Here is a 26,367-nt window from a genome sequence, read left to right as displayed (position 1 = left end):
AACCCGTCCACCGGAGACCCCGTGACGCACAACCTGGAACCGTCCGCCGGCGACCCCGTGACGTGCAACCCGAACCCGTCCGCCGGCGACCCCGTGACGTGCGCCCCGGAGCCGGGGTCGGCGGTCGGCGCGCCACCGCACCCACGCCGCTGGGCGGGGCTCGGCGTCCTGTCCGCGAGCCTGCTGCTGGTGGTCATGGACATGACCGTCCTCAACGTGGCGCTGCCCGCGATCTCCGCCGACCTGAGGCCGGACTCGGTGCAGCTGCTGTGGATGGTGGACGTCTACGCGCTCGTGCTGTCCGGGCTGCTGGTCACCCTGAGCGCGCTGGGCGACCGGTGGGGCCGCAAGCGGATGCTGCTCACCGGATTCGCGATCTTCGGCCTCGCCTCGGTCGGGGTGCTGGCGGCCGACAGCCCCGGCGAGGTGATCGCGGTACGGGCGCTCCTCGGCATCGGCGGCGCCATGATCATGCCTTCCACGCTGTCGATGATCCGCAGCCTGTTCACCGACCCGAGGGAGCGGGCCACCGCGCTGGGCGTCTGGTCGGCCATGGCCGCGCTCGGCGCCGCGCTGGGGCCGATCCTCGGCGGAACCCTGCTGGAGAGGTTCAGCTGGCACTCCGCGTTCCTGGTGAACGTCCCGGTGATGGCCGCGGCGATCATCGCGGGGCTCCTGCTGCTGCCCGAGTCCCGCAACCCGCGTCCGGGCCGCTGGGACGCGGTGGCCACCGTGCTGTCGATCGTGGGCATGGTCGCCCTGGTGTGGGCGATCAAGCACTTCGGCAAGGACGGGCTCGGCGACCCCGGCGCGCTGATCGCCCTCGCCGTCGCGGCGGTGACACTCACCTGGTTCGTCAGACGCTGCCTCGACCGGCCCGATCCGCTGCTGGAGGTCCGCCTGTTCGGCCGTCCCTCCTTCACCGCGGGCACCGTCGCGGCGCTGACCACCTCCATCGCGATGGCCGGGATGATGCTGCTGGTGGCCCAGTGGATGCAGCTGGTGCAGGACTACTCCCCGCTGGAGACGGGGGTGCGGCTGCTGCCGGCCGCGGCCGGCGCGGGGCTGGTCTCGCCGCTCGCCCCCAGCCTGGCCGGCCGGCTCGGCCCCCGGGCGGTGCTGGCCGGAGGTCTCGCCGTCGCCGCCGCCGGGTTCCTCGTGCTTCCCGTCGCGCCGGCCCCTCTCCCCTACCCGGCCGTGGCCGCGGCGCTCCTGCTGATCGGCGCCGGCATGGGGTCGCTGGCGATCGCCTCGGCGGTCATCATGTCCGGCGCGCCGCCCGAGAAGGCCGGCAGCGCCGCCGCGATCGAGGAGACCAGCTACGAGCTGGGCGGGGCACTGGGCGTGGCCGTCCTCGGCAGCGTCGCCGCGGCGGTCTACCGCAACGAGCTCACGCCGGCCGAGCTGGCCGCGGGGGGCGTCACCGGCCAGGCCGCCGAGGTGGTCCGCGAGTCGCTGGGCGGGGCGCTGGAGGTGACCGGGGCCGTGGGCCGGGCCGGGACCGAGCTCGCCCGGCAGGCCCAGGCCGCCTTCACCGACTCGCTGGTGGTGACCGGCGCGGCCGGCGGCGGCCTCATGCTGGCCGCCGCCGTCGCGGTCTGGCTGCTCACACCGCGCGACATGGATCTGTCCGGCGGGCACTGACCGTCCCGTACGGCGCCCGCCGGGTGCCGGTGTCCCGCCGATCGGTACGCGCCACCGGCCGGCGGGCGCCTCCGGCCGTGAGGCCACCTGGACCGGCGAGCAGCTCCGGCCGTGAACCACCCTGGACCGGCGAGCAGCTCCGGCCGTGAACCACTTTGGACCGGCGAGCAGCTCCGGCCGTGAACCACTTTGGACCGGCGAGCAGCTCCGGCCGTGAACCACTTTGGACCGGCGAGCGGCCCCGGGCGTGAACCACCGGCACCCGGCGGGCTCACTTCGCCCCGACGGAGTCGAGCAGCATCGGCAGCGCACGGCGGAGCTCCCTGTTCCAGTAGGTCATGTTGTGGCGGCCGCCGTAGAAATGGGTCTCGACGGGGATGCCGAGCTCCTTGAGCCGGCCGGCGAAGGCCCTGGAGGCCTTGCCGGCCAGTTCCTCGGTGATGTCGCCGAACAGCTCGCCCCGCCTCTTCCGGCCGTCACCGGCGGCCACGTAGAGCCGGACCCCGCGGAGCCGGCCCGCCAGGTGGTAGGGGTCGTGGGCCCGCCAGACCTCGCGGTCGCCGCGGGGGTCACCCCAGATGCGCTTCCAGTCGGTGCCGAAGCAGCCCGCCGTGGTGCCGAGGAAGACGGCCACGTCGGCCCCGGGCATGAGGGTGTGCACCGCGCCGCTGAAAGAGGCCGCGGCCCTGAAGCTCCCGGTCGCGGCGTAGAGCATCGCTCCCTGGCCGCCCATGGAGTATCCGGCGACGGCCCGCTCCCCGCTCGCGGCGTACCGGCTCTCCAGCAGGGGCAGCAGTTCCTTCAGGTGGTAGGTCGCCCACCGGGGCGGGCCCCCGTCGCCGCCGTTGTACCAGTCGGAGTAGCTGCCGCACTTGCCCCCGTCGGGCATCACCACGATGACCTGCTCGTTCTCGGTCATCTCCTCGACATCCGACTTCGACCATCCCTGGTAGCCGTCGAGACCGCCGTGGAGCAGCCAGAGCGCCGGCCAGGTTCTGCCGGAATCCCTGGACCAGCCTTTGGGCAGCAGCAGCCTGACCGTGGTGACGTCGTCGAGGGCCTTGGATCGGAGGGTCAGCTCCATCCGTCGTTCGCCGAGCCGCCGCTCCTTGACCACCTCGACGTCGCCGGAGGTCTCCGGCGTCCGCGTGGAGGCCGAGGCGCCGGCTGAGGCACTGGCCGGGACGCCGGCCGGGACCCCGACCGGCCCGGAGACCGCGTGGCGCTGGTTGGTGAGGAGGGCGATGGCGGCGGCCACGACGAGGACGGTCAGCCCGCCCGCGATCACAGCGCCGACGAAGAATCCGCGTAGCCGTGAACCGGGTGCCATGAGAGCCTCCGACAGTCCTTATTGACGTCGCACATAATAACTGCCCACCGCTTGCCGGGGATGCCCGCGAAGTGCGCGATTATTCAGCAAATAGGCTGAGAACCATGAGCCTTTCTGAGCTGAACCTCTTCCCGCTCTGCCTGGGTGGCAACGTATTCGGCTGGACCGCGGACCGCGACGCCTCGTTCGCCGTCCTGGACGCCTACGTCGAGGCCGGCGGCAACTTCGTCGACACCGCCGACGTCTACTCCGAGTGGGTTCCCGGACACTCCGGCGGGGAGTCGGAGACGATCATCGGGGAGTGGATGGCCTCCCGCGGCAACCGCGGCCAGATCGTGGTGGCCACCAAGGTCGGCTCGCTGCCCGGCCGGCCCGGCCTGTCCGCGGCCAACATCCGCGCGGCCGCCGAGGACTCGCTGCGGCGGCTGCGGACCGACCACATCGATCTGTACTGGGCGCACATCGACGACGCCGGGACCCCGCTGGAGGAGACCCTCGGCGCGTTCGACTCCCTGATCCGCGAGGGCAAGGTCCGCAACATCGGCGCCTCCAACTACGGCCCCGAGCGGCTGGCCGAGGCGCTGGCGATCTCCGATCGGGACGGCCTGGCCCGCTACGGGGTGCTGCAGCAGCCGTACAACCTGGTGGAGCGCGACTACGAGGGCCCGCTGCGCGACGTGGTGATCGCCGAGGGGCTGACCAGCACGCCGTACCACGGGCTGGCCCGTGGATTCCTGACCGGCAAGTACCGGCCCGGCGTCGAGGTGGACAGCCCCCGCGCGGGCCAGGCCTCGGCGTATCTGAAGACCGAGCGCGGCCCCCGGGTGCTGGAGGCCCTGGACAAGGTGGCCGCCGCCCACGACGTCGCCCCGGCGGCCGTCGCGCTCGCCTGGCTGGCCGCCCAGCCCACGGTGGCCGCGCCGATCGCCAGCGCCCGCGACGTCGAACAGCTCAGGCCGCTGCTCGCCGTCGCCGGGCTGACCCTGAGCGAGGACGAGCTGGCGATGCTGGACGTGGCGTCCCGCTGACGCCGTACGGCGGGGGCCCGGCCGTGTCGCGGCCGGGCCCCCGCCCCGGGTCGTGCCGAGCGGCCGGCTCAGAGCCGGGCGGTCCGCTCACCGCCCGGAACCGCGCCCTCCAGCTCAGGTCCGGGTCGCCCCTCACTGCCGGACAGTCCGGCTCAGTGCCGGGACGTCCGCTCGGAACCGGGCGGTCCGGCTCAGTGCTGGGTGGCCTTCTCCGCGCCGATGCCGGTCAGCGAGCGGACCTCGATCTCGGCGTACTTGGCCGGGTTGTACTCCTTGCTGAGCCGCGCGCCGACGAATCCGGCCAGGAATCCGATCGGGATCGAGACGAGGCCGGGGTTGCTCAGCGGGAACCAGGCGAAGTCGGCGTCCGGGAACAGCGCGGTGGCGCTGCCCGACACGACCGGCGAGAAGACCACCAGGATCAGCGCGGAGACCAGGCCTCCGTAGATGGCCGAGACCGCGCCGGCGGTGTTGAACCTCTTCCAGAACAGGCTGTAGAGGATCGCGGGGAGGTTGCCGGAGGCGGCCACCGCGAAGGCCAGCGCGACCAGGAAGGCCACGTTCTGCCCCTGCGCGAGGATGCCGAGCCCGATGGCAACCGCGCCGATGACGAAGGCGGAGATCCGGGCGACCAGGACCTCCTGCTTGTCGGTGACGTTGCCCCGCTTGAAGACGTGGGCGTAGAGGTCGTGGGCGAAGCTGGAGGAGGAGGCCAGCGTCAGACCGGCGACGACCGCCAGGATCGTGGCGAACGCGACAGCCGCGATGACGGCCAGCAGGATCGTGCCACCCACCTCGCCGAAGATGGCGTTGCCGACCGCCTCGGCGAGCATCGGCGCCGCGGTGTTGCCCGCCTTGTCCTGCGCCACGATCGCCTTGCCGCCGACCAGCGCCGCGGCGCCGAAGCCCAGCACGAGGGTGAGCAGGTAGAAGACACCGATGATGCCGATGCCCCAGAGAACCGACTTGCGGGCCTCCTTAGCGGTGGGGACCGTGTAGAAGCGGATCAGGATGTGCGGCAGGCCCGCGGTGCCGAGCACCAGCGCCAGGCCCAGGCTGATCAGGTCGAGCTTGCCGGCCAGGCCCTGTGCCTCGGTGGCGTACTTCCCGCCGGAGTTGAGGAAGGCGTCCCCCTTGCCGCTCTGCGCGGCGGCGTCGCCGAGCAGGGCCGAGAGGTTGAAACCGTACTTGCCGAGCACCAACAGGGTGATCAGGGTCGCGCCGGTCATCAGCAGCACGGCCTTGACGATCTGCACCCAGGTGGTGCCCTTCATCCCGCCGACGACCACGTAGACGATCATCAGCAGGCCGACGCCGACGATGGTGAGCGCCTTGCCGGTCGGAGAGGTGATGCCGAGCAGCAGGCCGACCAGCGCGCCCGCCCCGACCATCTGGGCCAGCAGGTAGAAGATCGACACGACGATGGTGGAGACGCCCGCCGCGGTGCGGACCGGCCGCGGGCTCATCCGGAAGGCCAGGACGTCGGCCATGGTGAACTTGCCGGAGTTGCGCATCAGCTCGGCGACCAGCAGCAGCGCCACCAGCCAGGCGACCAGGAAGCCGATCGAGTACAGGAAGCCGTCGTATCCCGACAGCGCGATGATCCCGGCGATGCCCAGGAAGCTCGCCGCCGACATGTAGTCGCCGCCGATCGCCAGGCCGTTCTGCGCGCCGCTGAAGGACCGGCCTCCGGCGTAGAAGTCGGCGGCGTCCTTGTTGCTGCGGCTCGCCTTGAAGGTGATGCCCAGCGTCACCGCGACGAAGAGCAGGAACAGGATCGTGGACAGCGTCTGGTGACTCATTCGGTCGTCCCCTCGGCCTCGTGGCGGATCTCGTCGGCCACCGGGTCGAGCTTCTTCTCGGCATACCGGGAGTAGGCCCAGGCGATCAGGAACGTCGACACGAACTGGAGCAGACCGAAGATCAGCGCCACGTTGATGTTGCCGAACACCTTGGTGCCCATGAAGTCACGCGCCCACGCGGACAGCACCACGTAGAGCAGGTACCACGCCAGGAACGCCGCCGTCATCGGGAACGCCCAGGAGCGGAAACGCCGCTTCAGCTCCTGGAACCTCTCCTCGCCCTGGATATGTTCGTAAACCGATGAATCATGTTGCCTGGTGGTCACGGGACCTCCCACGAATGTGATCTGGATCACGGATAACGTAGGAGGGGACCGTACCCCGCGAGGAGACCCGTGGCCGGACTCTTCGCCCAGGTGGCACCGGGTCGCGGCCAGTTGGATATGGCTTGCGGTGAAAGGTCCGTCTCATGCGGTGAGCGGTCCACCGGCTCGGACCCGCCGTGCGGAGACCTCTCGGGAAGAGACCTACCACCGGTTCCGGCCCGGCGGCGGGCGCCGCCTCGCCCACCCCACCGATCTTGGGGCGGATGGCCGTCCGCCGGTCCGCGAGGCCGACGCCCGCGTCGTCATCCCAGCCCGTAGGCGATCACGGTAATAACGCCGACCTTTTGAGGCCGATATTTCACGACACAGACGGCAAAACGCCAACGTGATCAACCATGGCAACCGTGACGGGCCTGGGGCTCATGATCACCAGGTATGGCAGGAATATGTTGAGGATAGGCAGTCCTGCCGCTGTCGCCGGACGAGACACGCTGCGAGCCTGGTCATCGACCGGCGGCACCCCTGTGGGAGCCGGTCGCGGCCCACCGCGTGAGCCGGGAGGACCGTCCCAGCATCTCCGCCCGCCCCCATCCCCCTCTGCCCAAGCCTGGCGCAGGCCGCCGCAGGCCTGCCCCGAACGAGAAGGACGACCCGCCATGACCATCTCCTGGCCCGACCTGGTGACCTCGGCAGCCGCCGACGGCGTCTCCGTCCTCGCCAAGGGCGCCGACCAGGACTGGTCCCGCGACGCAGGGGACCTCGACTGGACCTGTCGGCAGACCCTCGACCACATGGCCCTCGGCGTCGTCGGCTACGCGGGACTGCTCATCGCCCAGCCTGCCGACCGCTACATCGCCCTGTTCGCCTCGCTCGACGACCAGGCCCCGATCCCCGCGTGCCTGGAGGGGATCCGGATCTCGGCGACGATCCTCGCCTCGGCCGTCCGCGAGGCCGTACCGGAGGTCCGCGCCTGGCACCCCTACGGGCACTCCGACGGTCCCGGCTTCGCCGCCATGGGCACGCTGGAGATCCTCGTTCACAGCCGCGACATCGCCCTCACCCTCGGGATCGACTGGACGCCCCCGGACGACCTGTGCGCGCCGGTGGTCGAGCGGCTCTTCCCCGATGCTCCGACCGGCCACGATCCGGCGCGCACCCTGCTGTGGTGCACGGGCCGCGCCGCCCTGCCCGGCCTCGGCCGCCGGAAGGAGTGGCAGTGGTACGGCGACGTCCGCTGAGGCCCTCGCAAGCGGCGGCGAGCGGACAGCCGGCCGGGCCACGGGACGGCCGGAGCTCTGATCCCTCAGGAAATGCTCGAGGGTTTCCGCCGCCCGGCGCCCGGGGCTTTCAGCACCGCTTGCCGAACATGCCGCCCACACCCCATGCCCGGGTGAGGGCGGTGGGGACCGACGGCCCTCACCCCACCGTCCGTGGTGGGTGTGTTCGGACGCGCTCGACGTCTCCCCGATCGCTCAGGTAAGAACAGCGCTGACCGCGACCACGCGCCGCACGGCACGGGAACCGGGTAGCGATCACGGCCTCACAGTTCGGCCGTCAGCCGGGCGATCACCCGCATCTTGTTCATGGCGTCCAGGGCGGCGACCTTGTACGACTCCGCGAGGGTCGGGTAGTTGAACACGGCGTTGACCAGGTAGTCGACCGTCCCGCCGCACCCCATGACGGTCTGCCCGATGTGGACGAGCTCGGTGGCCCCCGTGCCGAACACGTGGACGCCGAGCAGGCGCCGGTCCTCGGAGGAGACGAGCAGCTTGAGCATCCCGTACGAGTCGCCGATGATCTGTCCTCGGGCGAGTTCCCGATACCGCGAGATGCCGACCTCGAACGGGATCTTGTCCCGGGTCAGCTCGTCCTCGGACTTCCCGACGAAGCTGATCTCCGGGATCGTGTAGATCCCGATCGGCGCCAGCTCGTGCATCTCCGCCACCGGTTCGCCGCACGCGTGCTGAGCGGCCAGCCGCCCCTGCTCCATCGAGGTGGCCGCCAGCGCCGGGAAGCCGATCACGTCGCCGACCGCGTAGATGTGCGGGACGGGGGTGGCGTAGTTCTCATCCACCTGAATCCGGCCCCGGTCATCGGCGGTCAGCCCGGCCGCCTCCAGGCACAGTTCGGCCGTCTTGCCCTGTCGCCCTGCCGAGTACATCACGCAATCGGCGGGAATCTTCTTGCCGCTTTCCAAGACGGTCAAGGCTCCTCGGGGCCGTCGCTCGACCGCGGCGACGTGCTCACCGAACCGGAATGTGACGGCCAGGTCGCGCAGGTGGTACTTGAGTGCCTCCACGATCTCCAGATCGCAGAACTCCAGCATCCGCTCACGGCGCTCCACCACGGTGACCTTGACGCCAAGGGCCGCGAACATCGAGGCGTACTCGATTCCTATAACCCCGGCTCCGACGACAACGAGCGTTTCGGGCACCCGATCGAGATGCAGGATCGCGTCGGAGTCGATAATCATCTTGTCGTCGAACTCCACGCTGGCCGGACGGGCGGGCGACGTCCCCGTGGCGATCACGATCTTCTTGGCAGTGACCTTCCTCTCCTCGTCGCCGGTGACACCGATGGTGTGCGCGTCAAGGAATCGCCCGGTCCCCTGCAGGACCGTCACATGGTTGCGGCCCAGCTGACTCCGGATCACCTGGATCTCCCGGCCGATCACATGCTGGGTGCGCATCCCGAGATCCGCGACCGTGATCTCTTCCTTGACCCGGTAGCTGGCGCCGTAGAGCTCCCGCTGGTTGAGGCCGGTCAGATAGAGGACCGCCTCCCGCAGCGTCTTCGACGGGATCGTCCCCGTGTTGATGCACACGCCCCCGAGCATGTGCTTCTTTTCCACCACCGCGACCCGCCTGCCGAGTTTCGCCGCGGCGATCGCCGCCTTCTGCCCACCCGGCCCGGAACCCAGGACGAGAACATCGAAGTCCCACATAAGGCCCAGTCTGCGCGCCGCAGGGGACCATGAGAAGGTCTCATGGGTGCGGTCTCCGCCTCACATGTCCCGAAGCTCTCCGGTCGGCAGGTCAGAGGTGTCCGAGCAATCCTGCTATCCGTTACTCGAACGCAGGGACCTTTCCCAGTCGCGAAAACAACTGCGGAGTTCCCGAACCTCCTCATCATCGAGACCGTGGAGGGACAGAGCTTGATCAGGTATGCGCCCCAGCGCGGCCAGGGCTGTCGCGAACATCTCCGTGTCGAACCCCGGATCCGCGTTCATGGCCAAGTCGATCAGCTGACCGGGGTCGTAGCGGCCGCTGCGCAGGACGGCGAACACGTCGACGAAATCCCGGACCTCAGCTCTGCCGTACAGTGCGGCGACCTTGTTGCCCACCGCGTCGTCAGGATGGAGCACGGGACCGATCTCAAGCCGGACCGGCGGGTGGGCACGCCAGTCCACACCCATCTCGATCTTGACCGAGCGGCTGTCACCGTCGGTGATGAGTAAGCGGGCGAAGCCCGGATTCTCCAGCGTCATCTCGGCCTTAAGACCCGCATCGCGATAAGCCGCCACAGCCGCGACCACCGCGGCGTCGAAATCTCCACCCGCCGAAGTGAACAAGTCGACGTCCTCCGACCGGCGGGTGAGGAACCCATGTGCCTGTACGGCATAGCCGCCGGCAAGCGCGAAGCCGAATCGTTCCGTCGCTGCGAGACCGATCCGCGTGGCGAGTTCGTGCAGCGGGTCCATGAACGCTATGCCGCCCGCGCCAGATCCCGAAACCGCGTCTCCCAGGTCTTCCTGGCCTGGGCAGGCAGGTACAGATGCGGCCAGAGGCGGATCAGCGTTTCACGGTTCAGGTAAGCCCGCAGGTCATCGAGATGGGAGGCTTCGCGGATCACTCGTTCGTACATGAGCCCGACGTGGCTGTCGTCCGAAAGATCGTAGACGCGCTGCTCGGACCAGTCCAGGCGAACGGGGAGTCGCACAACACCGGTGAACGGCCCGGCCAGCTCGCTCAGATCGGCAGGCACAAGGTATGTACGGCGACTGGCGTAGCGGGACCTGGTGTTCACACCCCCAGTCTGCCCGCTCGCCTGGGATTTCGCACCGCGACTGACAACTTGTCGGGCTGCTCAGATGGTTTCCCGGCGTGGGCGGGGACCTGCAGGCGAGGCAGTGCCGTCTCCCGGAGTCAGCACCTGAAGAAGAGTTCTCCCCGTACAGCTCGCCTGGTTGAGCCCCGTGAGATAGAGGACCGCCTCCCGCAGCGTCTTCGACGGGATCGTCCCCGTGTTGATGCACACGCCCCCGAGCATGTGCTTCTTTTCCACCACCGCGACCCGCCTGCCGAGTTTCGCAGCGGCGATCGCCGCCTTCTGCCCACCCGGCCCGGAACCCAGGACGAGAACATCGAAGTCCCACATAAGGCCCAGTCTGCGCGCCGCGGGACCTCTCAGCCAGGCCTGGGGTGTTCCGCCATCGTCCGGCCCCGGAGCGCGTGTGCCGCCGCGCAGCAGATGGTCAGCCCGACCACGGCCAGCAGGAGGCGGTAGTCGACGAGCGACACCAGCGCCGCGCCCGCGACCAGGGAGAGCAGCTGGGCGGCTCCGGCCATGGCCTCGAAGGCGGTGGAGACCCGGCCGACGAGGTGGCCGGGGCTACGGCGCTGCACGAGGGTCATCCGGGCCACGCCCGCGAGGGTCAGGCCGGCGCCCGCCATCGTCATCGCGCCCAGCACGGCCGGCTCGGCGGGGACCGCCCACAGCAGGACCGCCGCGCCGTACAGGGCGATGCCCGTGCCGATCGCGAACAGCTCGCCCCGGCGCGTGATCACCGTGGCTCCGCACAGGCCGCCGATGACCGCCCCCATGCCCATCGCGGTGGAGGTGAGGGCGGTGAACTCCGGAGCCCTGCCGAGGCCGTGGTCGATGACCGCGAAGATCAGCGACTCGGTCGCTCCGGCCAGCGTGAACATCAGGCAGAACGCCCCGGCGGCGCGGCGCAGGAACGGGTCGGCGGCCAGGTGCCGGGCTCCGGCCGAGAACTCCTCGCGCCAGCGACCGCACGGTGCGACCGGGACGGGGGAGGGTTTCGGCAGGGCCGCGAAGGCCGCCGCGGCGATGACGAAGGTGGCGGCGTCGAGCAGGACGACGGCGCCGATGCCGGAACTCGTGTAGACGGCCACCCCCAGCAGCGGCCCGACCAGGCGCAGTCCCTGCCGGGTGGTCTGCAGGGCGCCGTTGGCCTCGGCGAGGAGTTCCTCGGGCAGGACGCTCTTCAGCAGGCCGCTCAGGGCCCCGGACACCGCCGCGTAGGAGCAGCCCATGGCCGCCGACACCGGATAGAGCAGCCAGAGGGTGTCCCCGCCGCTCACCGCGGTCAGCGGGGTCAGCGCCGCCGCGGAGAGCAGGCACGCGGCGATGAGGAACCTCCTGCGGTCGACGCGGTCGATCACGTGACCGAAGAGGGGCGACAGGCACAGGGGCAGCGTGAAGAAGAACAGGGTCAGCCCCGCGGCGCCGTTCGAGCCGGTGAGTCTTTTGGCCAGGATCGCCGGGATCAGCAGCAACGAGGCGTCACCCAGCAGGCTGACGGCCATCCCGAGGTAGATGAGCCGGAACCCGCGGTCGCGCAGGACCGCCCGCATCACCGGTGCCCGGCGAGCCGCCGTACGGCCCGGCCGGTCGGGAACACCGGAACGGCGCTGTGGACCATGGAGAACATCTCAAGGCCGGGGACGATCACCGTCAGCACCGGGCACCTGTCGTGTGCGGGGTTCCAGCGGAAGGAGTAGGCCGGCAACCCCGCACGCTCCAGCGTCTCCAGGACCGTGGCGACCTGCGCGCCGACATCCCCCGGCCCCCCGCCGGCGGCCTCCGGGCCCTGCCGATCGGCGGGCGGCGGTGCCGGATGTCCGCCGGCGGCCCCGGAATCCCGGCCGGCGGCGTCCTCCGGTCGCGGGCCGGGCAGGCGCGCGTCGAATGTGAGATGGTCGAGCAGCGGGGCGGGGTCCAGCCTGGCGCAGCGCTCCAGCAGCGGCCACCGCCGCAGGCTCTGCAGCCTGCGGCCCAGGGTGAGGTCCACGCCGAGCGACAGGTTGAACGAGGACTGGATCACCTCGGTGAGCGCGCGCTCCACGGCGTACTCGGGGTCGAGGGAGGCGCCGGAGCCGACCACTCCCGGGTACGGCCCGGCGCGCGAGGGAAGCGCGCAGTAGGCGGGGATGCCCAGGTCGGAGGTGATGTCGATGAGGAGCGGGGGCGCGCCGAGACGGGCCGTCGCCTCGTCGTGGAGGCGGCGCAGGTCGGGTGGGAGGAGATCGGGGCCCAGGGCGGAGAGCCGCGGCCGCTCGTCGAGATACCAGTCGAGGAGGGCGTGGGACAGCGCGTCGCGCTCGACGACCTCCAGCAGGCCGTGCAGGAGCGCCTCCGGCTCGGTGGCCCCGGTGGCCGTGCCGTTGTCGTAGGCGTAGCGGAGGTAGGGCTCGTAGCGCAGGTCGTCGCCGGGGATCGGATGGCTGCGGCAGGACGGCGACCGGGTGAAGGCCGGGTACCACAGCGCGGCCCGCTCCGAGTTGAGGGGTTCGGCCCGCAGGCAGGCGAGGTCGATGTCCGGGTAGTCGCGGGCGAGCCGGTGGATCATCTGCTCCCCGCACAGTTCCGGCTGGGCCACGACGGTGGCGACGGGCACCGCCCGCGCCCGCCGGTGGTCACCGGGGAGCGCGGCCTGGCCCTCCTCGTGCTGGAGGTGCTGCCATGCCTCGAACAGCGCGCTCACCGTGCTCTGCGCGCCGGCCCCCTTGCCGAGGGAGGCGGTGAGCACCCGTCCGGCCGGGTCGCGGAGGGTGCAGCGGTGCACGGGGAACTCCGGCGAGCCGGTGGAGAGGAACTCCGCGGAGAGACCGGCGTCGGCGAGCACCGACTCGATGAGCGACAGCGCCTCGGCGAGACCGATGCACCGCTCGCGCTGGGCGCGCGCCACCACTGTCAGAGCGCGCCCGGCACGGGCCGCGCGGTGAAGAACCGGTCGAGGAGCACCGTCTCGGCGAGGGTGAACGAGAAGCCGTCTTCCAACTGGAAGCCGTCCGGTTTGAGAAGCGACTGACCGTTGGAGTTGCTGTTGCCCATCGCACACCCCTTCACAGCAGTAACTGAAATGTCACTTAATTACTGGACATTTCGACATATGTAATGGATCAAGTCAAGAGGATCGAGGCCGCCAGTCACCCCTGTCGAGGTCGAGCGTCTCAGGGGTGTGCAGCCGGACCATGGTGCGGGCCACACCGGCCGGGATGCGGCCCGGGGTGAGCAGCGACACCACGACCATGACGGCGAAGGCGACCGGCACCGTCCAGGCGGCGGGCTGGGCGAGCAGGGCTCCGGCCAGGCCGGTGTACGGTCCCCCGGCGATGGTCGTCAGCACCGCTCCGCAGGCCAGCCCGCCCCCGACGACCAGCCCCGCCATCGCGCCCGTGGAGGTCAGCCGCCGCCACCAGATGCCCAGCACCAGCAGCGGGCAGAAGGAGGACGCGGCCACCGCGAACGCCAGCCCCACCACGTCGGCGACCGGCAGCGACCGGGCCGAGGCGGCCAGGGCGAGCGGCGCGGTCACGGCCAGCAGGGCCGCCACCCGGAACGAGCGGACCCCGCCCCGGAGGATGTCCTGCCCGATGACGCCCGCGACCGAGACCGTCAGCCCGGAGGAGGTGGACAGGAACGCCGCGAACGCCCCGGCCGTCACCAGGGCGGTCAGCAGGTCCCCCGACACTCCCCCGACCAGCCGTCCGGGCAGCGTCAGCACCACCATGTCGCTGCCGCTCAGCTCCGGGACGTAGATCCGGCCCAGCGCGCCGTAGATGGCGGGCAGCAGGTAGAAGGCACCGAGCAGCGACAGGACCACCAGCGTCGTACGGCGCGCGGCCCGCCCCTCGGGGTTGGTGTAGAAACGGACCAGCACGTGCGGCAGCCCCATGGTGCCCAGGAACGTCGCCAGGATCAGCGAGTAGGTCGAGTAGAGGCCGTACTCCTTGCCGCTGGACAGCGGCAGCGCCCAGGTGGCCGCGTCCCCCGCGCTCAGACCGGGCGCACCGCCCGCCCGCCAGGCCAGCAGCAGGAACACCAGCGGCACGGCCAGCGCGGTGAGCTTGAGCCAGTACTGGAAGGCCTGCACGAACGTGATCGACCGCATGCCGCCCGACATCACGTTCACCGCGACCACGGCCGCCACCAGCAGCCCCCCGGCCCACTCCGGGGCTCCGGTGATGGCCGCCAGCACCAGGCCGGCGCTCTGGAACTGCGGCATCAGATACAGCCAGCCGATCAGCACGACCAGCACGCCGGCCATCCGGCGCACGGCCATCGACTCCAGCCGCGCCTCGGCGAAGTCGGGCAGCGTGTAGGCGCCCGAGCGGCGCAGCGGCGCGGAGACCAGGACGAGCAGCACCAGGTAGCCGCCGGTCCAGCCGACCGGCAGCCAGAGCATGTCGGCGCCGTAGGCGAGGATCAGCCCGGCGATGCCCAGGAAACTCGCCGCCGACAGATACTCCCCGCCGATGGCGGAGGCGTTCCACAGCGGGGAGACCGTACGGGAGGCCACGTAGAAGTCCGAGGTGGTGCGCGACAGCCGGATGCCGAACGCCCCGATCAGGACCGCCGCCAGGACCACCAGCACGACCGCGGTCACGCCGTACGCGGTGTTCATCGGGCCCGGTCCACCAGTTCCGCGAAGTGACGCTCGTTCCGCTCGGCCTGCCGCACATAGAGCCAGGCGCCGATCACGAACGCCGGGTAGATCAGACCGGCCAGCACCACCCACGGCAGGGGGATCCCGAGCAGCCGGGCCTCCCGCAGCTCCGGCACGAGCAGGAACAGCACCGGCAGGCCGCCGACCACGCAGCCCAGCACCGTGCAGACGAACAGCGCCAGACGGAACTGGGTGCGGATCAGCGAGCCCATGTAGACCTCGCCCAGGCGGGTCTGCTCGTCGATCTCACGGGTCACCGGGTAGCGGGGGTGGCGGGCGGCCATGGTGCGGGGGCTGGTCACGACCTCGCGGCGCGGCCGGTCGGTCTCCTTGCGCGGCCGTTCCACCGCCCGGGTGAGCCGGTCGGCCATCCGGCGCCGCGGCTCCGCGCCCTGGCGAGGCCCGGCCCCCTGGCGCGGCTCGGCCTCCTGCCGGGAGCCCGCCTCCCGCGGATCGCTCTCCCCGGGCGTCCCCGTCTCCTCCCGCGGCGTCTCCTCCCGCGGCTTCTCCTCACCGGGCGCGGGTTCCCGGCGAGGCCCGCTCTCCTCGCCGCGATCGGATCCGGCCTCCCGTCCATGCCTGGGCTCCCGGTCCGGCGCGGATCCGCGGTTCTCCTCGCTCATTCCGGTCGCCCCTTGCGCGCCCGGCGGACCAGCAGGTCGCGCAGCTCACGGGTATGGCGGCGGCTGACCGGGATCTCGGTCTCGCCGATGCGGACCACGCAGCGGCCCGAATCGATGTGCAGCTCGTCGATGTGCTTGACCGCCACCAGGTGGCTGCGGTGCACCCGGACGAACCCGGCCGAGGACCAGCGCTCCTCCAGCGTGGCCAGCGAGATGCGGACCAGATGGCTGCCGCCGGCGGTGTGCAGGCGCGCGTAGTCGCCCTGCGCCTCGACGTAGCGGACCTCGGTGCTGGCCACGAACCGGGTGACGCCGCCGAGCTCCACCGGGATGGTGCCGGGATCGGTACGGCCCCCGCCGTCGCTGTCGGGCAGCTCAGCCGAGACGCACACCCGCCGGATGGCCTCGGCGAGCCGCTCCGGCCGGACCGGTTTGAGCAGGTAGTCCTCGGCCTTGATCTCGAACGCGTCCACCGCGTGTTCCTCGTAGGCGGTCACGAACACCACCCGGGGCGGGTTGGCGAACTGCGACAGCAGCCTGCCGAGCACCACCCCGTCCAGGCCGCGCATCCGGATGTCGAGGAAGACCGCGTCGATCGGCCGCCCGTCGGCGATCGCCCGGTCCAGGACACGCAGCGCGGCGGCCCCGTCCCTGGCGAGGGAGACCTCCCCGATACGGGGATCGTCACGCAGCAGGTAGGCCAGGTCCTCCAGCGCGGGGAGCTCGTCGTCCACCGCCAGGACACGCAGGCCGGTCACGGTCACTCCTCCGGGTCGGTCACCTGTGAACCCCGAACGCTCACGTGTGAATCCCTAGAGGGTGATGAATCAGACATCAGGTGTCAACAGTTCCCGGCTCGCGGAGAGTGTCGACCAGGTCCCGATGTCGCACAGCATCCAGCAGAGCGGCACCATGAGCGCCGGCATCACGCAATCGCCGCGACACAGGCGGCTCCACGAGCGTCGACCGGCTCAGGGGGTGTCAGCGGGCTGAGACGCCCGGACGGTACTTCGGCAGGCGGACGCTGACCTTGGTGCCGGCGCCCTTTCCCGTCTCGGCCACCAGGCCGTACTCGTCGCCGTAGACCTGGCGCAGCCGCTCGTCCACATTGGCCAGGCCCACGCCCCCGGCCCCGGAGCGCTCGTCGGCGTCACCGGCCAGGATGCGGCGCAGGCGGTCCGGCTCCATGCCGACGCCGTCGTCCTCCACGCTGATCCGGCACTCGGCGCCCGCGTCCTCGGCGATGATCGAGATACGGCCGACGCCGGGCTTGCTCTCCAGACCGTGCCGGACGGCGTTCTCCACCAGCGGCTGCAGGCACAGGAACGGCACGGCGACGGCGAGCACCTCCGGGGCGATCCGCAACGTGACCTGGAGCTGGTCGCCGAAGCGCGCGCGTTCCAGAGTGAGGTAGCGGTCGATGGAGTGCAGTTCCTCGGCCAGCGTGGTGAACTCGCCGTGCCGCCGGAAGGAGTAACGGGTGAAGTCGGCGAAGTCCAGCAGCAGCTCGCGGGAGCGGTCGGGATCGGAACGGACGAAGCTCGCTATGGTCGTCAGCGAGTTGTAGATGAAATGCGGGGAGATCTGCGCGCGCAGGGCCCGGACCTCGGCCTCCATCAGCCGCGTCCGGGACCGGTCGAGCTCGGCCAGCTCCAGCTGGGAGTCCACCCAGTTCGCCACCTCGTGAGTGGCCCGTACCAGGCCCGCCGAGGCGTGCCCGCCGTAGGCCGCCATCGAGCCGACCACCCGGCCGTCCGTGGTGAGCGGCACCACGACCGCGAACCTGATCGGGCACTCGGGGAGCTCGCACGAGACGACCTCCGGGCCGAGCACCTGGGTCCGGCCGCCGGCGAGGGTCTTGGCGGCGTGCGTGAACGCCTCCCGGGCGTGGTGGTCGCCCTCACCGTCGTAGACCAGCAGCCGCTCGCCGTCGGTGATCGCCAGCGCCGGGGAGCCGAGCAGCTCCCGCAGATGCCGGGAGGCCTTCTGGGCGCCCGCCTCGGTCAGCCCGGCCCGCAGCGGCGGCGCGGCGAGCGAGGCGGTGTGCAGGGTCTCGAACGTGGCCCGCTCTGCCGGGCTGCTGCCCAGCTCCCGCCTGCCGCGCAGCACCCGCCACAGCACCAGGGCCGGGACACCGACCAGAGTGGCGATCAGCAGCACGGCGACGACGGGTTCCACGCCCCGGACCCTATCTGTCCAGGTACCCGCACGCCTCCTTCAGGGAAGACCACGGCGGCGCGCCTGGCCTCTGTCCAGGCACCCGCACGCCTCCTCCGGAAGACCGTGTCGGCGTACCTGGCGTCGGGGCCGAACAGACCGGCCTCGTGCAGCTGGAATCCCGTGCCGACCCGCCGCCTTTACGTTGTAGATCAATGAATTGCGCGATGGATCCGGCCGGGCGACGTCGGGATCCTCCGCCCGACCGGTGGCCGTGATCGGACCTCGTTCCGGAGACGGATATCCGCGTCCGTTTCTCGCCAGTCGCCGCCCGGCTCCGGTCGGCATGCTCCGTAGGCATCCCGATCCTCTCCCGGAAGGCTGTCCCGTGTCCGCCGCCACCACCACCGGTCCCCCCGCCGCCGCCGGCGCGCCCTCCGTGCGCCGTGATTTCGGCCTGCTCTGGGCGGGGCAGTCACTGTCCCTCTTCGGCGACCAGTTCATGACACTGGCACTGCCGCTGCTCGCGGTCACCATGCTGGAGGTCTCACCCGCTCAGGCGGCACTGCTGCCCTTCGCGCTGTTCCTGCCCTTCCTGCCGCTCGGCCTACCCGCCGGGGCGATCGTGGACCGGCTCTCACGCCGCATGACCATGCTGGTCTGCGACGGTGTGCAGGTGGCCGCCTTCGGCGCGGTATGGGCGCTGGCCGCCACCGGGACGCTGACCTTCCCGCTGCTGTTCTGCCTGGTGCTGCTGAGCGGCTGCGCGGTGGTGTTCTTCCAGGTCGCCTACACCTCCTACCTGCCCAGCCTCTACAGCGACCCGCACGACCTGCACCGCGGCAACACCCGCCTGGCCCTGTCGGAGTCGGCGTCCAAGGCGCTGGGCCCGATGGCCGCCGGCCCGCTGATCCACGCTCTGGGCCTGGTCGGCGCGCTCGCGGCCAACGTCATCAGCTTCACCGCCTCGGTCGTCTCGCTGGCGCTGATCCGGCACCGGGAGCCGCAGGGCGAGAGCGCCCCGCGGGAGCGCGGCTGGCTGCGGCGCGACGTCGCCACCGGGCTCCGGTTCGCACTCGGCCACCCGATACTGCAGCCGGTCCTGTTGTGCGGCACCACCTATGTGCTGTTCCTCAGCATGGTCGAGACCAGCCTGGTGCTGTACTGCCGCAACGTGCTCGGCCTGTCCCCGCAGTGGATCGGCGTCGTGATCGGAGCCGCCGCGGCCGGCTACCCGATCGGCAACCTGCTGTCCAGCCGGCTGATCCGCCGGTACGGCACCCCGCGCACCCTGGTCGGCGCCGCCTCGCTGTCGGTCCTCGGGATCGTCTCGATGCCGGCCCTCGGCTCCCTCGGCGGCGCCGCGGGAACGGCCGGGCTCATCGCCGGCAGCATCGTGCACTGCGTCGGCGAGGGCGCGTTCAGCCCGACCTCGCTGACCCTCCGCCAGACCGCCACCCCCGCCGCCCTGCTCGGCCGGGTGGGCGCGGTCCAGCGATTCCTGCTCTGGGGCGCCATCGCCCTCGGCAGCCTGCTGGCGGCCGGGGCGACCGCGCTCGGCGGACTGCAGACCGCCGTGTGGATCGGCGCCCTGGGCACGGTCCTCTGCATCCCCGCCCTCCTGCGCCGGGGCATCCGCGCCGCCGTCCTGCCACCGGCCGCCTGACGGCCGACCCGGCCCTCACCCGGGTCGGCCCCCTCCGCCCCTCAGAGGCCGGAGGGGAGGGCCTTGCGGATGCGGAGGGCGTAGGACTCGGCCTCGGCGGGGTCGGCGTAGGCGGTGCGGGGCCAGAAGAAGCCGCGCAGGCCGTCCTTGCGGTTGCGGGGGACGACGTGGACGTGGAGGTGCGGGACGCTCTGGCTGATCCGGTTGTTCATGGCGACGAACGTGCCGCCCGCCTCCAGGCCCTGCTCGACGGCGGCGGTGACGGAGCGGACCCGCTCGAAGAACGGGCCGACCGCAGGCGGCGGCAGGTCGGGGAGCGTCTCGACGTGGGCCCTGGGCGCCACCAGGACGTGGCCCTTGAAGACCGGGCGCGTGTCCAGGAAGGCCACGGCCACCTCGTCGGAGAGCACCACATGGCCCGGCTGCTCCCCCGCCCCGATGGCGCAGAACGAACATTCTCCGGCTGGCATCCCCTCAGGATAGGAGGCGGCGGGCGGCGCGTACGACCGCCTCGTCGACCATCCGGCCACGGGCGTCGGTGACGACTCCGGTTCCGGCGGCCTCGAACCGGGCGATCAGGTCGCGGGCCTGGGCGAGCTCCTCCCCGGTGGGGGTGAAGACCTCGTTGACCACGGCGAGCTGGGCGGGGTGGATACAGGCGCGGCCGCGGAACCCCAGGCGTCTCAGGGCGACGGTGGAGGCGCGCAGGGCGTCGAGGTCGCGGAAGTCGGTGCTGACCGGGGCGAGGGGCGGGGTGAGCCGGGCGGCCGCCGAGGCCAGGACGACCTGGGAGCGGGCCCAGAGCAGCTCGCGCTCGTCGGAGCCGGTCTCGACGCCGAGTTCGGCACGCAGGTCGGCCTCGCCGATCTGCAGCCGGAGGACCCGGGGCGCCCGGGCGATCTCCGGCGCCGACAGGACCGCGCCGGCGCTCTCCAGCAGCGGGCAGACCGCGATCGAACCGCCGGGCAGGCCCTCGGCGGCCTCGGCGGCGGTGAGCACGGCGTCCACGGCATCAAGCTCGGCGGCCGACTCGGTCTTCGCCACGCAGACCCCGCGCACCCCCGGCAGGGCCACCGCCCGGAGGTCCTCGTGACCGGCCTCACCCGGATTCACCCGGACGTAGATCTCCGGGCCGCCGGGCCCCAGCCCGCGCAGCCAGCCGGCCACGGCGGCGCGGGCCTCGGCCTTGTGCGCCGGCAGGACCGCGTCCTCCAGGTCGACGATCAGTGAGTCGGCGCCCCGGTCGAGTGCCTTGGCGAGCTTGCCGGGCTGGTCACCCGGGACATACAGCGCAGATCGGATCACCACCCGACCCTAGCGTCACCGTTCACCAGCCCACCTTGGCGGTACCGGATCACCAGCCCACCTTGGCGGTACCGGAGATGAGGGACCTGGCGATGACCATCCGCTGGACGTCGTTGGTGCCCTCGCCGATGGCCATCAGGGGCGCGTCGCGGTAGAGGCGTTCGATGACGAACTCCTGGGAGTAGCCGTACCCCCCGTGGATCCGCATGGCCTCCATGGTGACCCGCAGCGCGACCTCCGACGCGAAGTACTTGGCCATCGCGGCCTCGGAGTTCACCGCGCCGCTCTCGGAGCGGGTCGCCGCCCAGTAGGTGAGCAGCCGGGCCGCCTGGATGTCGGTGGCCATGTCGGCGAGCTTGAGCTGGATCGCCTGGAAGTCGGCGATGGGATGGCCGAAGGCGTGGCGCTCGCGCGAGTAGTTCAGCGCGGCGTCGTAGGCGCACTGGGAGATGCCGACCGCACGGGCGGCGATGTTGACCCGGCCGAGCTCCAGGGCCGACAGCGCCTGCTGCATGCCCCGCCCCTCGACCCCGCCGAGCAGCCGAGACGCCGGGACGCGGACGTCCTCCAGCACGATCTCGCAGGTCTCGGTGCCCTTGTAACCGAGCTTGGGCAGGTCCCGGCTGACGGTGTAGCCCGGGGTGCCGGCCTCGACCAGGATCAGGGACATGCCGCGGTGCGCGGGCTCGGTGACGGAGGTCTTGACCAGGACGGGCATCGGGTCGGCGTGCCGGGCGTTGGTGATCCACGTCTTGGTGCCGTTGATGACGTAGTGGTCGCCGTCACGGACCGCCCGGGTATGGATGCCCTGCAGGTCGGTGCCGGCGGCCGGTTCGGTCAGCGCGATCCCGGTACGGCGGGCACCGGTGGCCAGGTCCGGGAGGTAGGCGTGGCGCTGCTCCTCGGTGCCGTGCTCGGCGATCATCCAGGAGGCCAGCGAGTGCGAGCCGAGCACCCCGGCCACCCCCATCCATCCTCGCGCGATCTCCTCGAAGACCAGCGCGAACGACACCCGGTCCAGCGCCAGCCCGCCGTACTGCTCGGGGATCGTCATCCCGAACAGCCCCATCTGCTTGAACCGCTCGACGATCTCGGTGGGGTAGCGGCCCGTCCGCTCCCACTCCGAGGCGACCGGCACGATCTCCTTGTCCACGAACTCCCTGAGGGTCCTGCGGAACAGCCGCTGTTCGTCGTTCAGCTCGAAATCCATGGCGGGGTCCTTTCGAACGCGGGAAGCCGGCGGCCGCCGGGCAGGGGCCGCCAGGGCGGGGAGACTCGCCGGTCACGGGTCCGTCCCCGGCCGCGGGCCCGCCTCATCGGCGGTCCGGGTGCCGGCCGGCTCGGGCGGGACTCCCCCCACTGCCCGAACGCGCCCCTCATGTCGTCAGCGGCCCGGTCTTGGCCTGCGGGAAGTAGTTCTTGTCGTGCGGGGCGTCGCGGCGGTAGACCATCACGGTGCGGCACCAGGACATGACCTCGTCGCCGTCCTGGTTGAGGCCGCGCGTGCGGCAGGTGACGATCCCGGCGTAGGGCCGCGACCCGGACTCCCGCTTGTCCACCACGATCGACTCGGCGTAGAGGGTGTCGCCCAGGAACACCGGGTGGGTCAGCTTGATCTCGTCCCAGCCGAGGTTCATCAGCGCGGTCTGGCTGACGTCGATCACCGAGATGCCCAGGACGATCGCCACGGTCAGCCCCGAGTTGACGATGATCTTCCCGACCGGGGCGCGCCCGGCGAAGTGGGCGTTGAAATGGTTCTGGTTGGTGTTCATCGTCAGCAGGGTGAACCAGGTGTTGTCGGCCTCGCTGATCGTGCGGCCGAGCGGGTGCTGGTAGACGTCGCCGACGACGAAGTCCTCGTAGTACCGGCCCAGGCCGGGTTCGTGCACGGTCACGGATCTCTCCCTGAACGACGGAACCTTGACGCTAATAGTCTGACGTTTTGATGGTCAATGGCTTGCTTGGTTGTTTCCACGCGACTGCCAGGTGGCGCCGGCCGTACGGCGCGCGGCGGGGCGGCCGGGCTGGAGGGCTACGGCTGAGGCTCCACGCTGGGGTAGTAGGCGGTGCGGAGGTTGTCCAGGTGCTCCAGTGCGGCCCGCCGCGCCCCCTCGGCGTCGCCCGCCTCGATGTGGCGCAGGATGTCGCGGTGCTCCCGGTCGATGCCGTCGAGTGCCGCCCGCGGGGCGCGGTCGCGGACGAAGCGGCCCTCCAGCACCTCGAAGACCGGCCGGGCGACGACCTCCAGCAGCGGGTTGCCTGCCGCGCGGAGCAGGACGATGTGGAAGTCGCGGTTGGGCGCGAAGACCTCGCCGGGCTCCCTGCCGCTGGCCCCGACGATGCAGCCGCGCAGGCGCTCCAGGTCCGCCCCGGTACGGCGCAGCGCGGCCAGCCCGGCGGCGGGGACCTCCAGCAGCTCGCGGATCTCCATCAGCTGGCCGATGCCCACCCGCATCAGGTCGAAGCTGGTCTCCAGGTAGGCGCTGATGTGGTCGGGGTCTGGGTGGGCGACGAAGCTGCCTCCGGTCGTCCCCCGGACTGTCCTGATCAGGTTCTGGCTGGCCAGCAGGCGCAGCGCCTCACGGACCGTGCTGCGGCTCACGCCGTACCGGACGCAGAGGTCGGGCTCGATGGGCAACCTGTCACCGGGCTGGAACTCCCCGGAGACGATCCGGTCACGCAGGTCGGCCGCGAGTGCCTGGTAGGCGGTCACATCCAGTGATCGTAGGCGACGACGTCCGATTTTCCGGCGCGCCGGCCGCCGTCGGCATCGGCGGACTAGCATTCACGCTGATCGACGTTCCCCAGATCGCGAGGAGAAGCCCGGTGGACCTGGTCCCCTACGACGAGTGGCGCGCGAGCGCCGCCGACCCCGCGTTCAGCGAGTGGTTGCGCTCGCTGAGCGAGCCGGAGTGGACCGCGGTCGTGACCCATCCGTTCGCCGCCTCGATCACCCGGGGCGACGTCGCCGACGACGACATGCGCCGCTACCTGATCCAGGACTTCCAGTTCGTCGACTCCTTCACCGCGCTGCTCGGCGCGGCCGTGGCCAGCGCGGACAGCTTCGAGTCGCGGGTGCCGTTCGGGCGCTTCCTCGGCGAGACCGCCACGACCGAGGAGAAGACCTACTTCCACCGCGCGCTGGCCGCCCTCGGCGCCACCCCGGAGGACCTGGCCTCCCCGCCGCTGGAGCCGGTGACGGCCGACTTCCGCGCCCTGATGGACGAGGCCAGGACCAGCCTGGACTATCCGCTCGTCCTAGCGGTGCTGGCGGTCGCGGAGTGGAGCTATCTCGGCTGGGCGAGCCTGGCCGAGGAGCCGCTGCCCGGCGACTTCGTCCACCGCGAGTGGATCGACCTGCACGAGGGGCCGGTGTTCCGGGCTTGGGTGGGGTTCCTCCGCGGTGAGCTCGACCGCCTCGGCCCCGAGCTCACCCCGGAAGGGCAGCTCCGCGTGCTCGACTTCTTCCGCCGCGCCGTACGGCTGGAGCTGCGCTTCTTCGACATGGCGGCGGGCGTCTAGCCCCGGCCGCCGCCGTCCAGCCCTGGGACGGGGTCCGGACGGTAGGTGCCCGCCCGGCCGCTCTGGACGGCGTGGTCCCCGTCGTCGGGGGCGTAGAGGCGGATCTGGAGGCCGTCGGGGTCGAGGAAGCCCATGACGTGGCCGGTGGAGGCCCTGACGACGGGACTGTGCGGGACACCGAGGGCGTCGAGGTGGGCGGCCCAGGCGTCGAGCCCTTCCCCGGTGGTCTGGAGGGCGAAGGGGTCGGCACCGGAAAGAGCCCTGGCCAGCTCGGGATTCTCCCGGAGGGCGAGCTGGAGGCCGGCCCCGGGGACGTCGAAGGCCATGCCCCTGACCACGCCGTCGTCGTCCTCGAAGCTGGTGCGCAGTTCGAGACCGAGGACCCGCTCGTACCAGGAACGGCTCCGCGCCAGGTCGCTCACCCAGATCTTGACGTGGTGGACACCGCTCACCCCTGCCGTCATGACGCCCTCCCTCAAGAGTCCACCCTCGTGGTGACGGTCCTGGTGAAACGATAATTGCAGAACTCGGCACGGGACTTCTCACGGTTGAGGTGCCGCGTGAACTCCTCCTTGTTCAGCCCGTCGAAGCTGTCGAAGCCGAGTTTGGCCACGGCCGCCCCCGTGCCGCCACGGGCGAGGCGGGCGCTGAGGACGATCCGCCCCCGGTGCGGGATCGCGCCGCCGGTGTCGCACCAGACGCCGTCGGAGTGCCTGCGGCAGGTGAAGGCGGCCAGCCGCTTGCCCTTCTCGTCGAACAGCACGGCCCTGGCCGGGCCCCGGGCGCCCCGGGGGAACTTGCCGCCCACCCAGTAGGAACCCCAGTAGGGGGCGAAGGACGGCGTCCACGTCATGGAGTAGTCCAGAACGTAGGTGACACGCCCGCCCGGATGGACGCGGGGCGTGCCCTTGGCTTTCACGTCGATGGCGATCAGGGCGTCCCGCCCGCACTTCTTGGCGGCGGCGAGGCAGGTGGCCTCGGCGGGGGTTACCGGGGACAGGGCGGCTGCGATGAGGGCCAGGCCTGCGGCGATACCGAGAACACGGCGCATGAGACCTCCTGTGTGTCCTGCCGGAGGACGCCACCTCCAGGGTGACGCCTCCGCTCCGGGATCAGGAGTTGCGCAATCCCGGCACCGATCACAACGTCCGAGCCGCCGGAACGGTTCACGGACGCCCGGAGAGAACGGCCTGCGGCCCCCGGCGCGACGGCTCCTCGGCAGTTCCCCCAGAGATCCGCGGACGTTTTCCGGGGAAAAGGTCCCGGGCGGGCGGAAAGGAGGGGGTCCGCCGCCCGCCCGGGAGGCGGTCAGATTACCCCGGCGACCCTGAGCTTGGCTCGTTCCCCCGCCCGAGGCCGCGCAGGTCGCCGTGGAGCGGGTCGTTGCGCCCGCCGGATCCGGCCCCCGGCCCAGCGGACCAGACCCGGGGACTCCGGCAGGCGAGAGGGCGATGGTGAGCGCTTCCAGCGCGGCGGGCGGGGACCGCGCCGCACCCGGCCGCAGGCCGTCGGGAGCGGTGCCGGGCCACCGTGCGCGGGACGGCTCCGAAGGCCGCCCGGTGTCAGCAAACTGCCATCGGAGGGGAACTTGCTGACACCGTTCTGCCTGGTCCGAGGGTCACGGAAGGCGGAGAGTCAGTTGTACGAGAACAGAGACAACCACTCCAGAAAAGAGCTCGGGAAATGAAGAACTCCACCGCCTCCCTGGTCGACTTCAACTTCGCCGCCAAGCTTTCGGGTGCGATTGTTTCGGGTGTCATCGCGGTCACCGCCGTCATCGGCGGCCACGCCGCCACGACCGCGGCCGGCACCACCTGGGACTCCACCTCGGCGGTCGTTGCGGGCACCACCTGGGACACCGCCGGCACCGACGGCACGACCTGGGACACCGCGAGCACCGACGGCACCACCTGGGACACCGCGAAGCTCTAAAGTTGCTCCGGAAACCACCCCGGAGTACGTGAGGAAATTGAATAATGCTGGTCGAGCTGACGATACGGCGCACCACGTCAGAACCGCCGAATAACTCGCCGATCGACGGAGTGCGGATCCTTTCCCTCCTTCCCGCGCAGTGGCGTAAAGAGCTCACGGCGGCCAATGGCGAAATCGTCGTCCGCGTGCGTACCGAGGACGACACGACCATCGAGCAGATCCGCGTGAAGGTGACCGCGGCTCTCACCGCCCCGGAAGTCAGCCACTGGGAGCTGGCGACCTGCGACACTCCGGCCATCGGCCATCACGAACCCCCCGCCGGCAGCGCCCCGTCCCC

Annotated in this window: 28 protein-coding genes; 7 read left to right on the top strand and 21 right to left on the bottom strand. The window is 71.3% G+C overall.

The features are described 5' to 3' along the window. Positions 1 to 93 precede the first annotated feature (93 nt). Entirely contained in the window at positions 94 to 1,644 is a 1,551-nt protein-coding gene (locus CA984_RS14525; RefSeq protein WP_086572247.1) for an MFS transporter, read from the top strand. Between the two features lie 271 nt (positions 1,645 to 1,915). On the opposite strand, the gene CA984_RS14520 is transcribed toward CA984_RS14525, so the two are convergent. Next, the gene (locus CA984_RS14520) at positions 1,916 to 2,974 is read right to left on the bottom strand and encodes an alpha/beta hydrolase (protein ID WP_086572225.1); all 1,059 of its coding nucleotides are present in this window, start codon (positions 2,972 to 2,974) and stop codon (positions 1,916 to 1,918) included. Positions 2,975 to 3,078: 104 nt separating this feature from the next. Between CA984_RS14520 and CA984_RS14515 the strand changes: the two genes are divergently transcribed. Then, positions 3,079 to 4,002, top strand: coding sequence for an aldo/keto reductase (locus CA984_RS14515; protein WP_086572223.1), 924 nt, complete (start codon positions 3,079 to 3,081; stop codon positions 4,000 to 4,002). A gap of 191 nt (positions 4,003 to 4,193) precedes the next feature. Here CA984_RS14515 and CA984_RS14510 read toward each other — a convergent pair whose 3' ends face one another. Beyond that, positions 4,194 to 5,804, bottom strand: coding sequence for a solute symporter family protein (locus CA984_RS14510; protein ID WP_086572220.1), 1,611 nt, complete (start codon positions 5,802 to 5,804; stop codon positions 4,194 to 4,196). Then, complete coding sequence (locus CA984_RS14505; RefSeq protein ID WP_031164210.1) at positions 5,801 to 6,130, bottom strand: DUF485 domain-containing protein; 330 nt, start codon at positions 6,128 to 6,130, stop codon at positions 5,801 to 5,803. Before CA984_RS14505 ends, CA984_RS14510 begins: the two co-directional genes overlap by 4 nt. 656 nt (positions 6,131 to 6,786) lie before the next feature. Here CA984_RS14505 and CA984_RS14500 point away from each other — a divergent pair. Beyond that, entirely contained in the window at positions 6,787 to 7,368 is a 582-nt protein-coding gene (locus CA984_RS14500) for a maleylpyruvate isomerase N-terminal domain-containing protein (RefSeq protein ID WP_086572218.1), read from the top strand. A 302-nt stretch (positions 7,369 to 7,670) separates the two neighbouring features. On the opposite strand, the gene sthA is transcribed toward CA984_RS14500, so the two are convergent. The 11 genes from sthA to CA984_RS14450 all read right to left on the bottom strand — a co-directional run bounded on the left by sthA (position 7,671) and on the right by CA984_RS14450 (position 17,626). Beyond that, a complete protein-coding gene (gene sthA, locus CA984_RS14495) occupies positions 7,671 to 9,074 on the bottom strand; it encodes a Si-specific NAD(P)(+) transhydrogenase (protein WP_086572213.1) in 1,404 nt (467 codons plus the stop codon). A 114-nt stretch (positions 9,075 to 9,188) separates the two neighbouring features. After that, entirely contained in the window at positions 9,189 to 9,830 is a 642-nt protein-coding gene (locus CA984_RS14490; RefSeq protein ID WP_086572211.1) for a nucleotidyl transferase AbiEii/AbiGii toxin family protein, read from the bottom strand. A gap of 5 nt (positions 9,831 to 9,835) precedes the next feature. Continuing rightward, positions 9,836 to 10,156 (bottom strand): hypothetical protein, encoded by a 321-nt coding sequence (locus tag CA984_RS14485; RefSeq protein WP_086572209.1) that lies wholly within the window; start codon positions 10,154 to 10,156, stop codon positions 9,836 to 9,838. A gap of 60 nt (positions 10,157 to 10,216) precedes the next feature. After that, entirely contained in the window at positions 10,217 to 10,507 is a 291-nt protein-coding gene (locus CA984_RS14480; protein ID WP_423229307.1) for an FAD-dependent oxidoreductase, read from the bottom strand. 29 nt (positions 10,508 to 10,536) lie between these two features. Next, on the bottom strand, positions 10,537 to 11,730 hold the full coding sequence (locus CA984_RS14475) for an MFS transporter (RefSeq protein WP_242675950.1): 1,194 nt from the start codon (positions 11,728 to 11,730) through the stop codon (positions 10,537 to 10,539). After that, positions 11,730 to 13,064, bottom strand: a complete 1,335-nt coding sequence (locus CA984_RS14470) for a YcaO-like family protein (RefSeq protein WP_165781254.1) — start codon at positions 13,062 to 13,064, stop codon at positions 11,730 to 11,732. Before CA984_RS14470 ends, CA984_RS14475 begins: the two co-directional genes overlap by 1 nt. Before the next feature lie 5 nt (positions 13,065 to 13,069). Continuing rightward, positions 13,070 to 13,210: a hypothetical protein gene (locus tag CA984_RS46130; protein ID WP_165781253.1), complete on the bottom strand. Its 141-nt coding sequence runs from the start codon at positions 13,208 to 13,210 to the stop codon at positions 13,070 to 13,072. Positions 13,211 to 13,283: 73 nt separating this feature from the next. After that, positions 13,284 to 14,783 carry a sodium/solute symporter gene (locus CA984_RS14465; RefSeq protein WP_086572203.1) on the bottom strand — a complete coding sequence of 500 codons (1,500 nt, stop codon included), beginning with the start codon at positions 14,781 to 14,783 and terminating at the stop codon, positions 13,284 to 13,286. Further along, positions 14,780 to 15,448 (bottom strand): hypothetical protein, encoded by a 669-nt coding sequence (locus CA984_RS47880; protein ID WP_242675947.1) that lies wholly within the window; start codon positions 15,446 to 15,448, stop codon positions 14,780 to 14,782. Before CA984_RS47880 ends, CA984_RS14465 begins: the two co-directional genes overlap by 4 nt. Next, positions 15,445 to 16,206 carry a LytR/AlgR family response regulator transcription factor gene (locus CA984_RS14455; protein WP_031164223.1) on the bottom strand — a complete coding sequence of 254 codons (762 nt, stop codon included), beginning with the start codon at positions 16,204 to 16,206 and terminating at the stop codon, positions 15,445 to 15,447. Before CA984_RS14455 ends, CA984_RS47880 begins: the two co-directional genes overlap by 4 nt. 223 nt (positions 16,207 to 16,429) lie before the next feature. Beyond that, positions 16,430 to 17,626 carry a sensor histidine kinase gene (locus tag CA984_RS14450; protein ID WP_086572200.1) on the bottom strand — a complete coding sequence of 399 codons (1,197 nt, stop codon included), beginning with the start codon at positions 17,624 to 17,626 and terminating at the stop codon, positions 16,430 to 16,432. Between the two features lie 367 nt (positions 17,627 to 17,993). On the opposite strand from CA984_RS14450, the gene CA984_RS14445 reads away from it, so the two are divergent. Then, positions 17,994 to 19,271 (top strand): MFS transporter, encoded by a 1,278-nt coding sequence (locus CA984_RS14445; protein WP_207620869.1) that lies wholly within the window; start codon positions 17,994 to 17,996, stop codon positions 19,269 to 19,271. Between the two features lie 41 nt (positions 19,272 to 19,312). On the opposite strand, the gene CA984_RS14440 is transcribed toward CA984_RS14445, so the two are convergent. From CA984_RS14440 to CA984_RS14420, 5 genes are all read right to left on the bottom strand, one after another. Then, positions 19,313 to 19,741 (bottom strand): HIT family protein, encoded by a 429-nt coding sequence (locus CA984_RS14440; protein ID WP_086572198.1) that lies wholly within the window; start codon positions 19,739 to 19,741, stop codon positions 19,313 to 19,315. Between the two features lie 4 nt (positions 19,742 to 19,745). After that, positions 19,746 to 20,576, bottom strand: coding sequence for an HpcH/HpaI aldolase/citrate lyase family protein (locus CA984_RS14435; RefSeq protein ID WP_242675946.1), 831 nt, complete (start codon positions 20,574 to 20,576; stop codon positions 19,746 to 19,748). Positions 20,577 to 20,625: 49 nt separating this feature from the next. After that, positions 20,626 to 21,786, bottom strand: coding sequence for an acyl-CoA dehydrogenase family protein (locus tag CA984_RS14430; protein ID WP_086572195.1), 1,161 nt, complete (start codon positions 21,784 to 21,786; stop codon positions 20,626 to 20,628). A 166-nt stretch (positions 21,787 to 21,952) separates the two neighbouring features. Next, positions 21,953 to 22,471 carry a MaoC family dehydratase gene (locus CA984_RS14425; protein ID WP_086572193.1) on the bottom strand — a complete coding sequence of 173 codons (519 nt, stop codon included), beginning with the start codon at positions 22,469 to 22,471 and terminating at the stop codon, positions 21,953 to 21,955. Between the two features lie 137 nt (positions 22,472 to 22,608). Then, positions 22,609 to 23,289, bottom strand: a complete 681-nt coding sequence (locus tag CA984_RS14420) for a FadR/GntR family transcriptional regulator (protein WP_207620868.1) — start codon at positions 23,287 to 23,289, stop codon at positions 22,609 to 22,611. A 113-nt stretch (positions 23,290 to 23,402) separates the two neighbouring features. On the opposite strand from CA984_RS14420, the gene CA984_RS14415 reads away from it, so the two are divergent. Then, complete coding sequence (locus tag CA984_RS14415; protein ID WP_086572189.1) at positions 23,403 to 24,098, top strand: TenA family protein; 696 nt, start codon at positions 23,403 to 23,405, stop codon at positions 24,096 to 24,098. Here CA984_RS14415 and CA984_RS14410 read toward each other — a convergent pair. Together CA984_RS14410 and CA984_RS14405 are read right to left on the bottom strand one after the other, a co-directional pair. Then, entirely contained in the window at positions 24,095 to 24,562 is a 468-nt protein-coding gene (locus CA984_RS14410) for a VOC family protein (RefSeq protein WP_086572187.1), read from the bottom strand. The two genes, CA984_RS14415 and CA984_RS14410, sit on opposite strands and share 4 nt — an antisense overlap. 11 nt (positions 24,563 to 24,573) lie before the next feature. Continuing rightward, positions 24,574 to 25,149 carry a hypothetical protein gene (locus tag CA984_RS14405; protein ID WP_086572185.1) on the bottom strand — a complete coding sequence of 192 codons (576 nt, stop codon included), beginning with the start codon at positions 25,147 to 25,149 and terminating at the stop codon, positions 24,574 to 24,576. A gap of 632 nt (positions 25,150 to 25,781) precedes the next feature. Here CA984_RS14405 and CA984_RS14400 point away from each other — a divergent pair. Together CA984_RS14400 and CA984_RS14395 are read left to right on the top strand one after the other, a co-directional pair. Beyond that, positions 25,782 to 26,030: a hypothetical protein gene (locus tag CA984_RS14400; RefSeq protein ID WP_086572183.1), complete on the top strand. Its 249-nt coding sequence runs from the start codon at positions 25,782 to 25,784 to the stop codon at positions 26,028 to 26,030. 44 nt (positions 26,031 to 26,074) lie between these two features. Then, positions 26,075 to 26,367 (top strand): hypothetical protein (locus tag CA984_RS14395; RefSeq protein WP_086572181.1); only part of this gene is annotated, 293 nt, incomplete at its 3' end.

The sequence above is a fragment of the Streptosporangium minutum genome (assembly GCF_002149035.1).
GTDB classification, from domain to species: domain Bacteria; phylum Actinomycetota; class Actinomycetes; order Streptosporangiales; family Streptosporangiaceae; genus Streptosporangium; species Streptosporangium minutum.
The sequence above is the reverse complement of the archived record's forward strand: the minus strand, read 5'-3'. Positions and strand labels throughout refer to the sequence as shown.

Excerpts from the sequence above, each read along its gene's own strand:
- CA984_RS14520 (WP_086572225.1), bottom strand. The coding sequence starts at position 2,974 with ATGGCACCCGGTTCACGGCTACGCGGATTCTTCGTCGGCGCTGTGATC.
- CA984_RS14515 (WP_086572223.1), top strand. The coding sequence starts at position 3,079 with ATGAGCCTTTCTGAGCTGAACCTCTTCCCGCTCTGCCTGGGTGGCAAC.
- CA984_RS14510 (WP_086572220.1), bottom strand. The coding sequence starts at position 5,804 with ATGAGTCACCAGACGCTGTCCACGATCCTGTTCCTGCTCTTCGTCGCG.
- CA984_RS14500 (WP_086572218.1), top strand. The coding sequence starts at position 6,787 with ATGACCATCTCCTGGCCCGACCTGGTGACCTCGGCAGCCGCCGACGGC.
- sthA (WP_086572213.1), bottom strand. The coding sequence starts at position 9,074 with ATGTGGGACTTCGATGTTCTCGTCCTGGGTTCCGGGCCGGGTGGGCAG.
- CA984_RS14490 (WP_086572211.1), bottom strand. The coding sequence starts at position 9,830 with ATGGACCCGCTGCACGAACTCGCCACGCGGATCGGTCTCGCAGCGACG.
- CA984_RS14480 (WP_423229307.1), bottom strand. The coding sequence starts at position 10,507 with ATGTGGGACTTCGATGTTCTCGTCCTGGGTTCCGGGCCGGGTGGGCAG.
- CA984_RS14475 (WP_242675950.1), bottom strand. The coding sequence starts at position 11,730 with ATGCGGGCGGTCCTGCGCGACCGCGGGTTCCGGCTCATCTACCTCGGG.
- CA984_RS46130 (WP_165781253.1), bottom strand. The coding sequence starts at position 13,210 with ATGGGCAACAGCAACTCCAACGGTCAGTCGCTTCTCAAACCGGACGGC.
- CA984_RS14465 (WP_086572203.1), bottom strand. The coding sequence starts at position 14,783 with ATGAACACCGCGTACGGCGTGACCGCGGTCGTGCTGGTGGTCCTGGCG.
- CA984_RS47880 (WP_242675947.1), bottom strand. The coding sequence starts at position 15,448 with ATGAGCGAGGAGAACCGCGGATCCGCGCCGGACCGGGAGCCCAGGCAT.
- CA984_RS14440 (WP_086572198.1), bottom strand. The coding sequence starts at position 19,741 with ATGCCAGCCGGAGAATGTTCGTTCTGCGCCATCGGGGCGGGGGAGCAG.
- CA984_RS14430 (WP_086572195.1), bottom strand. The coding sequence starts at position 21,786 with ATGGATTTCGAGCTGAACGACGAACAGCGGCTGTTCCGCAGGACCCTC.
- CA984_RS14410 (WP_086572187.1), bottom strand. The coding sequence starts at position 24,562 with ATGACGGCAGGGGTGAGCGGTGTCCACCACGTCAAGATCTGGGTGAGC.
- CA984_RS14405 (WP_086572185.1), bottom strand. The coding sequence starts at position 25,149 with ATGCGCCGTGTTCTCGGTATCGCCGCAGGCCTGGCCCTCATCGCAGCC.
- CA984_RS14400 (WP_086572183.1), top strand. The coding sequence starts at position 25,782 with ATGAAGAACTCCACCGCCTCCCTGGTCGACTTCAACTTCGCCGCCAAG.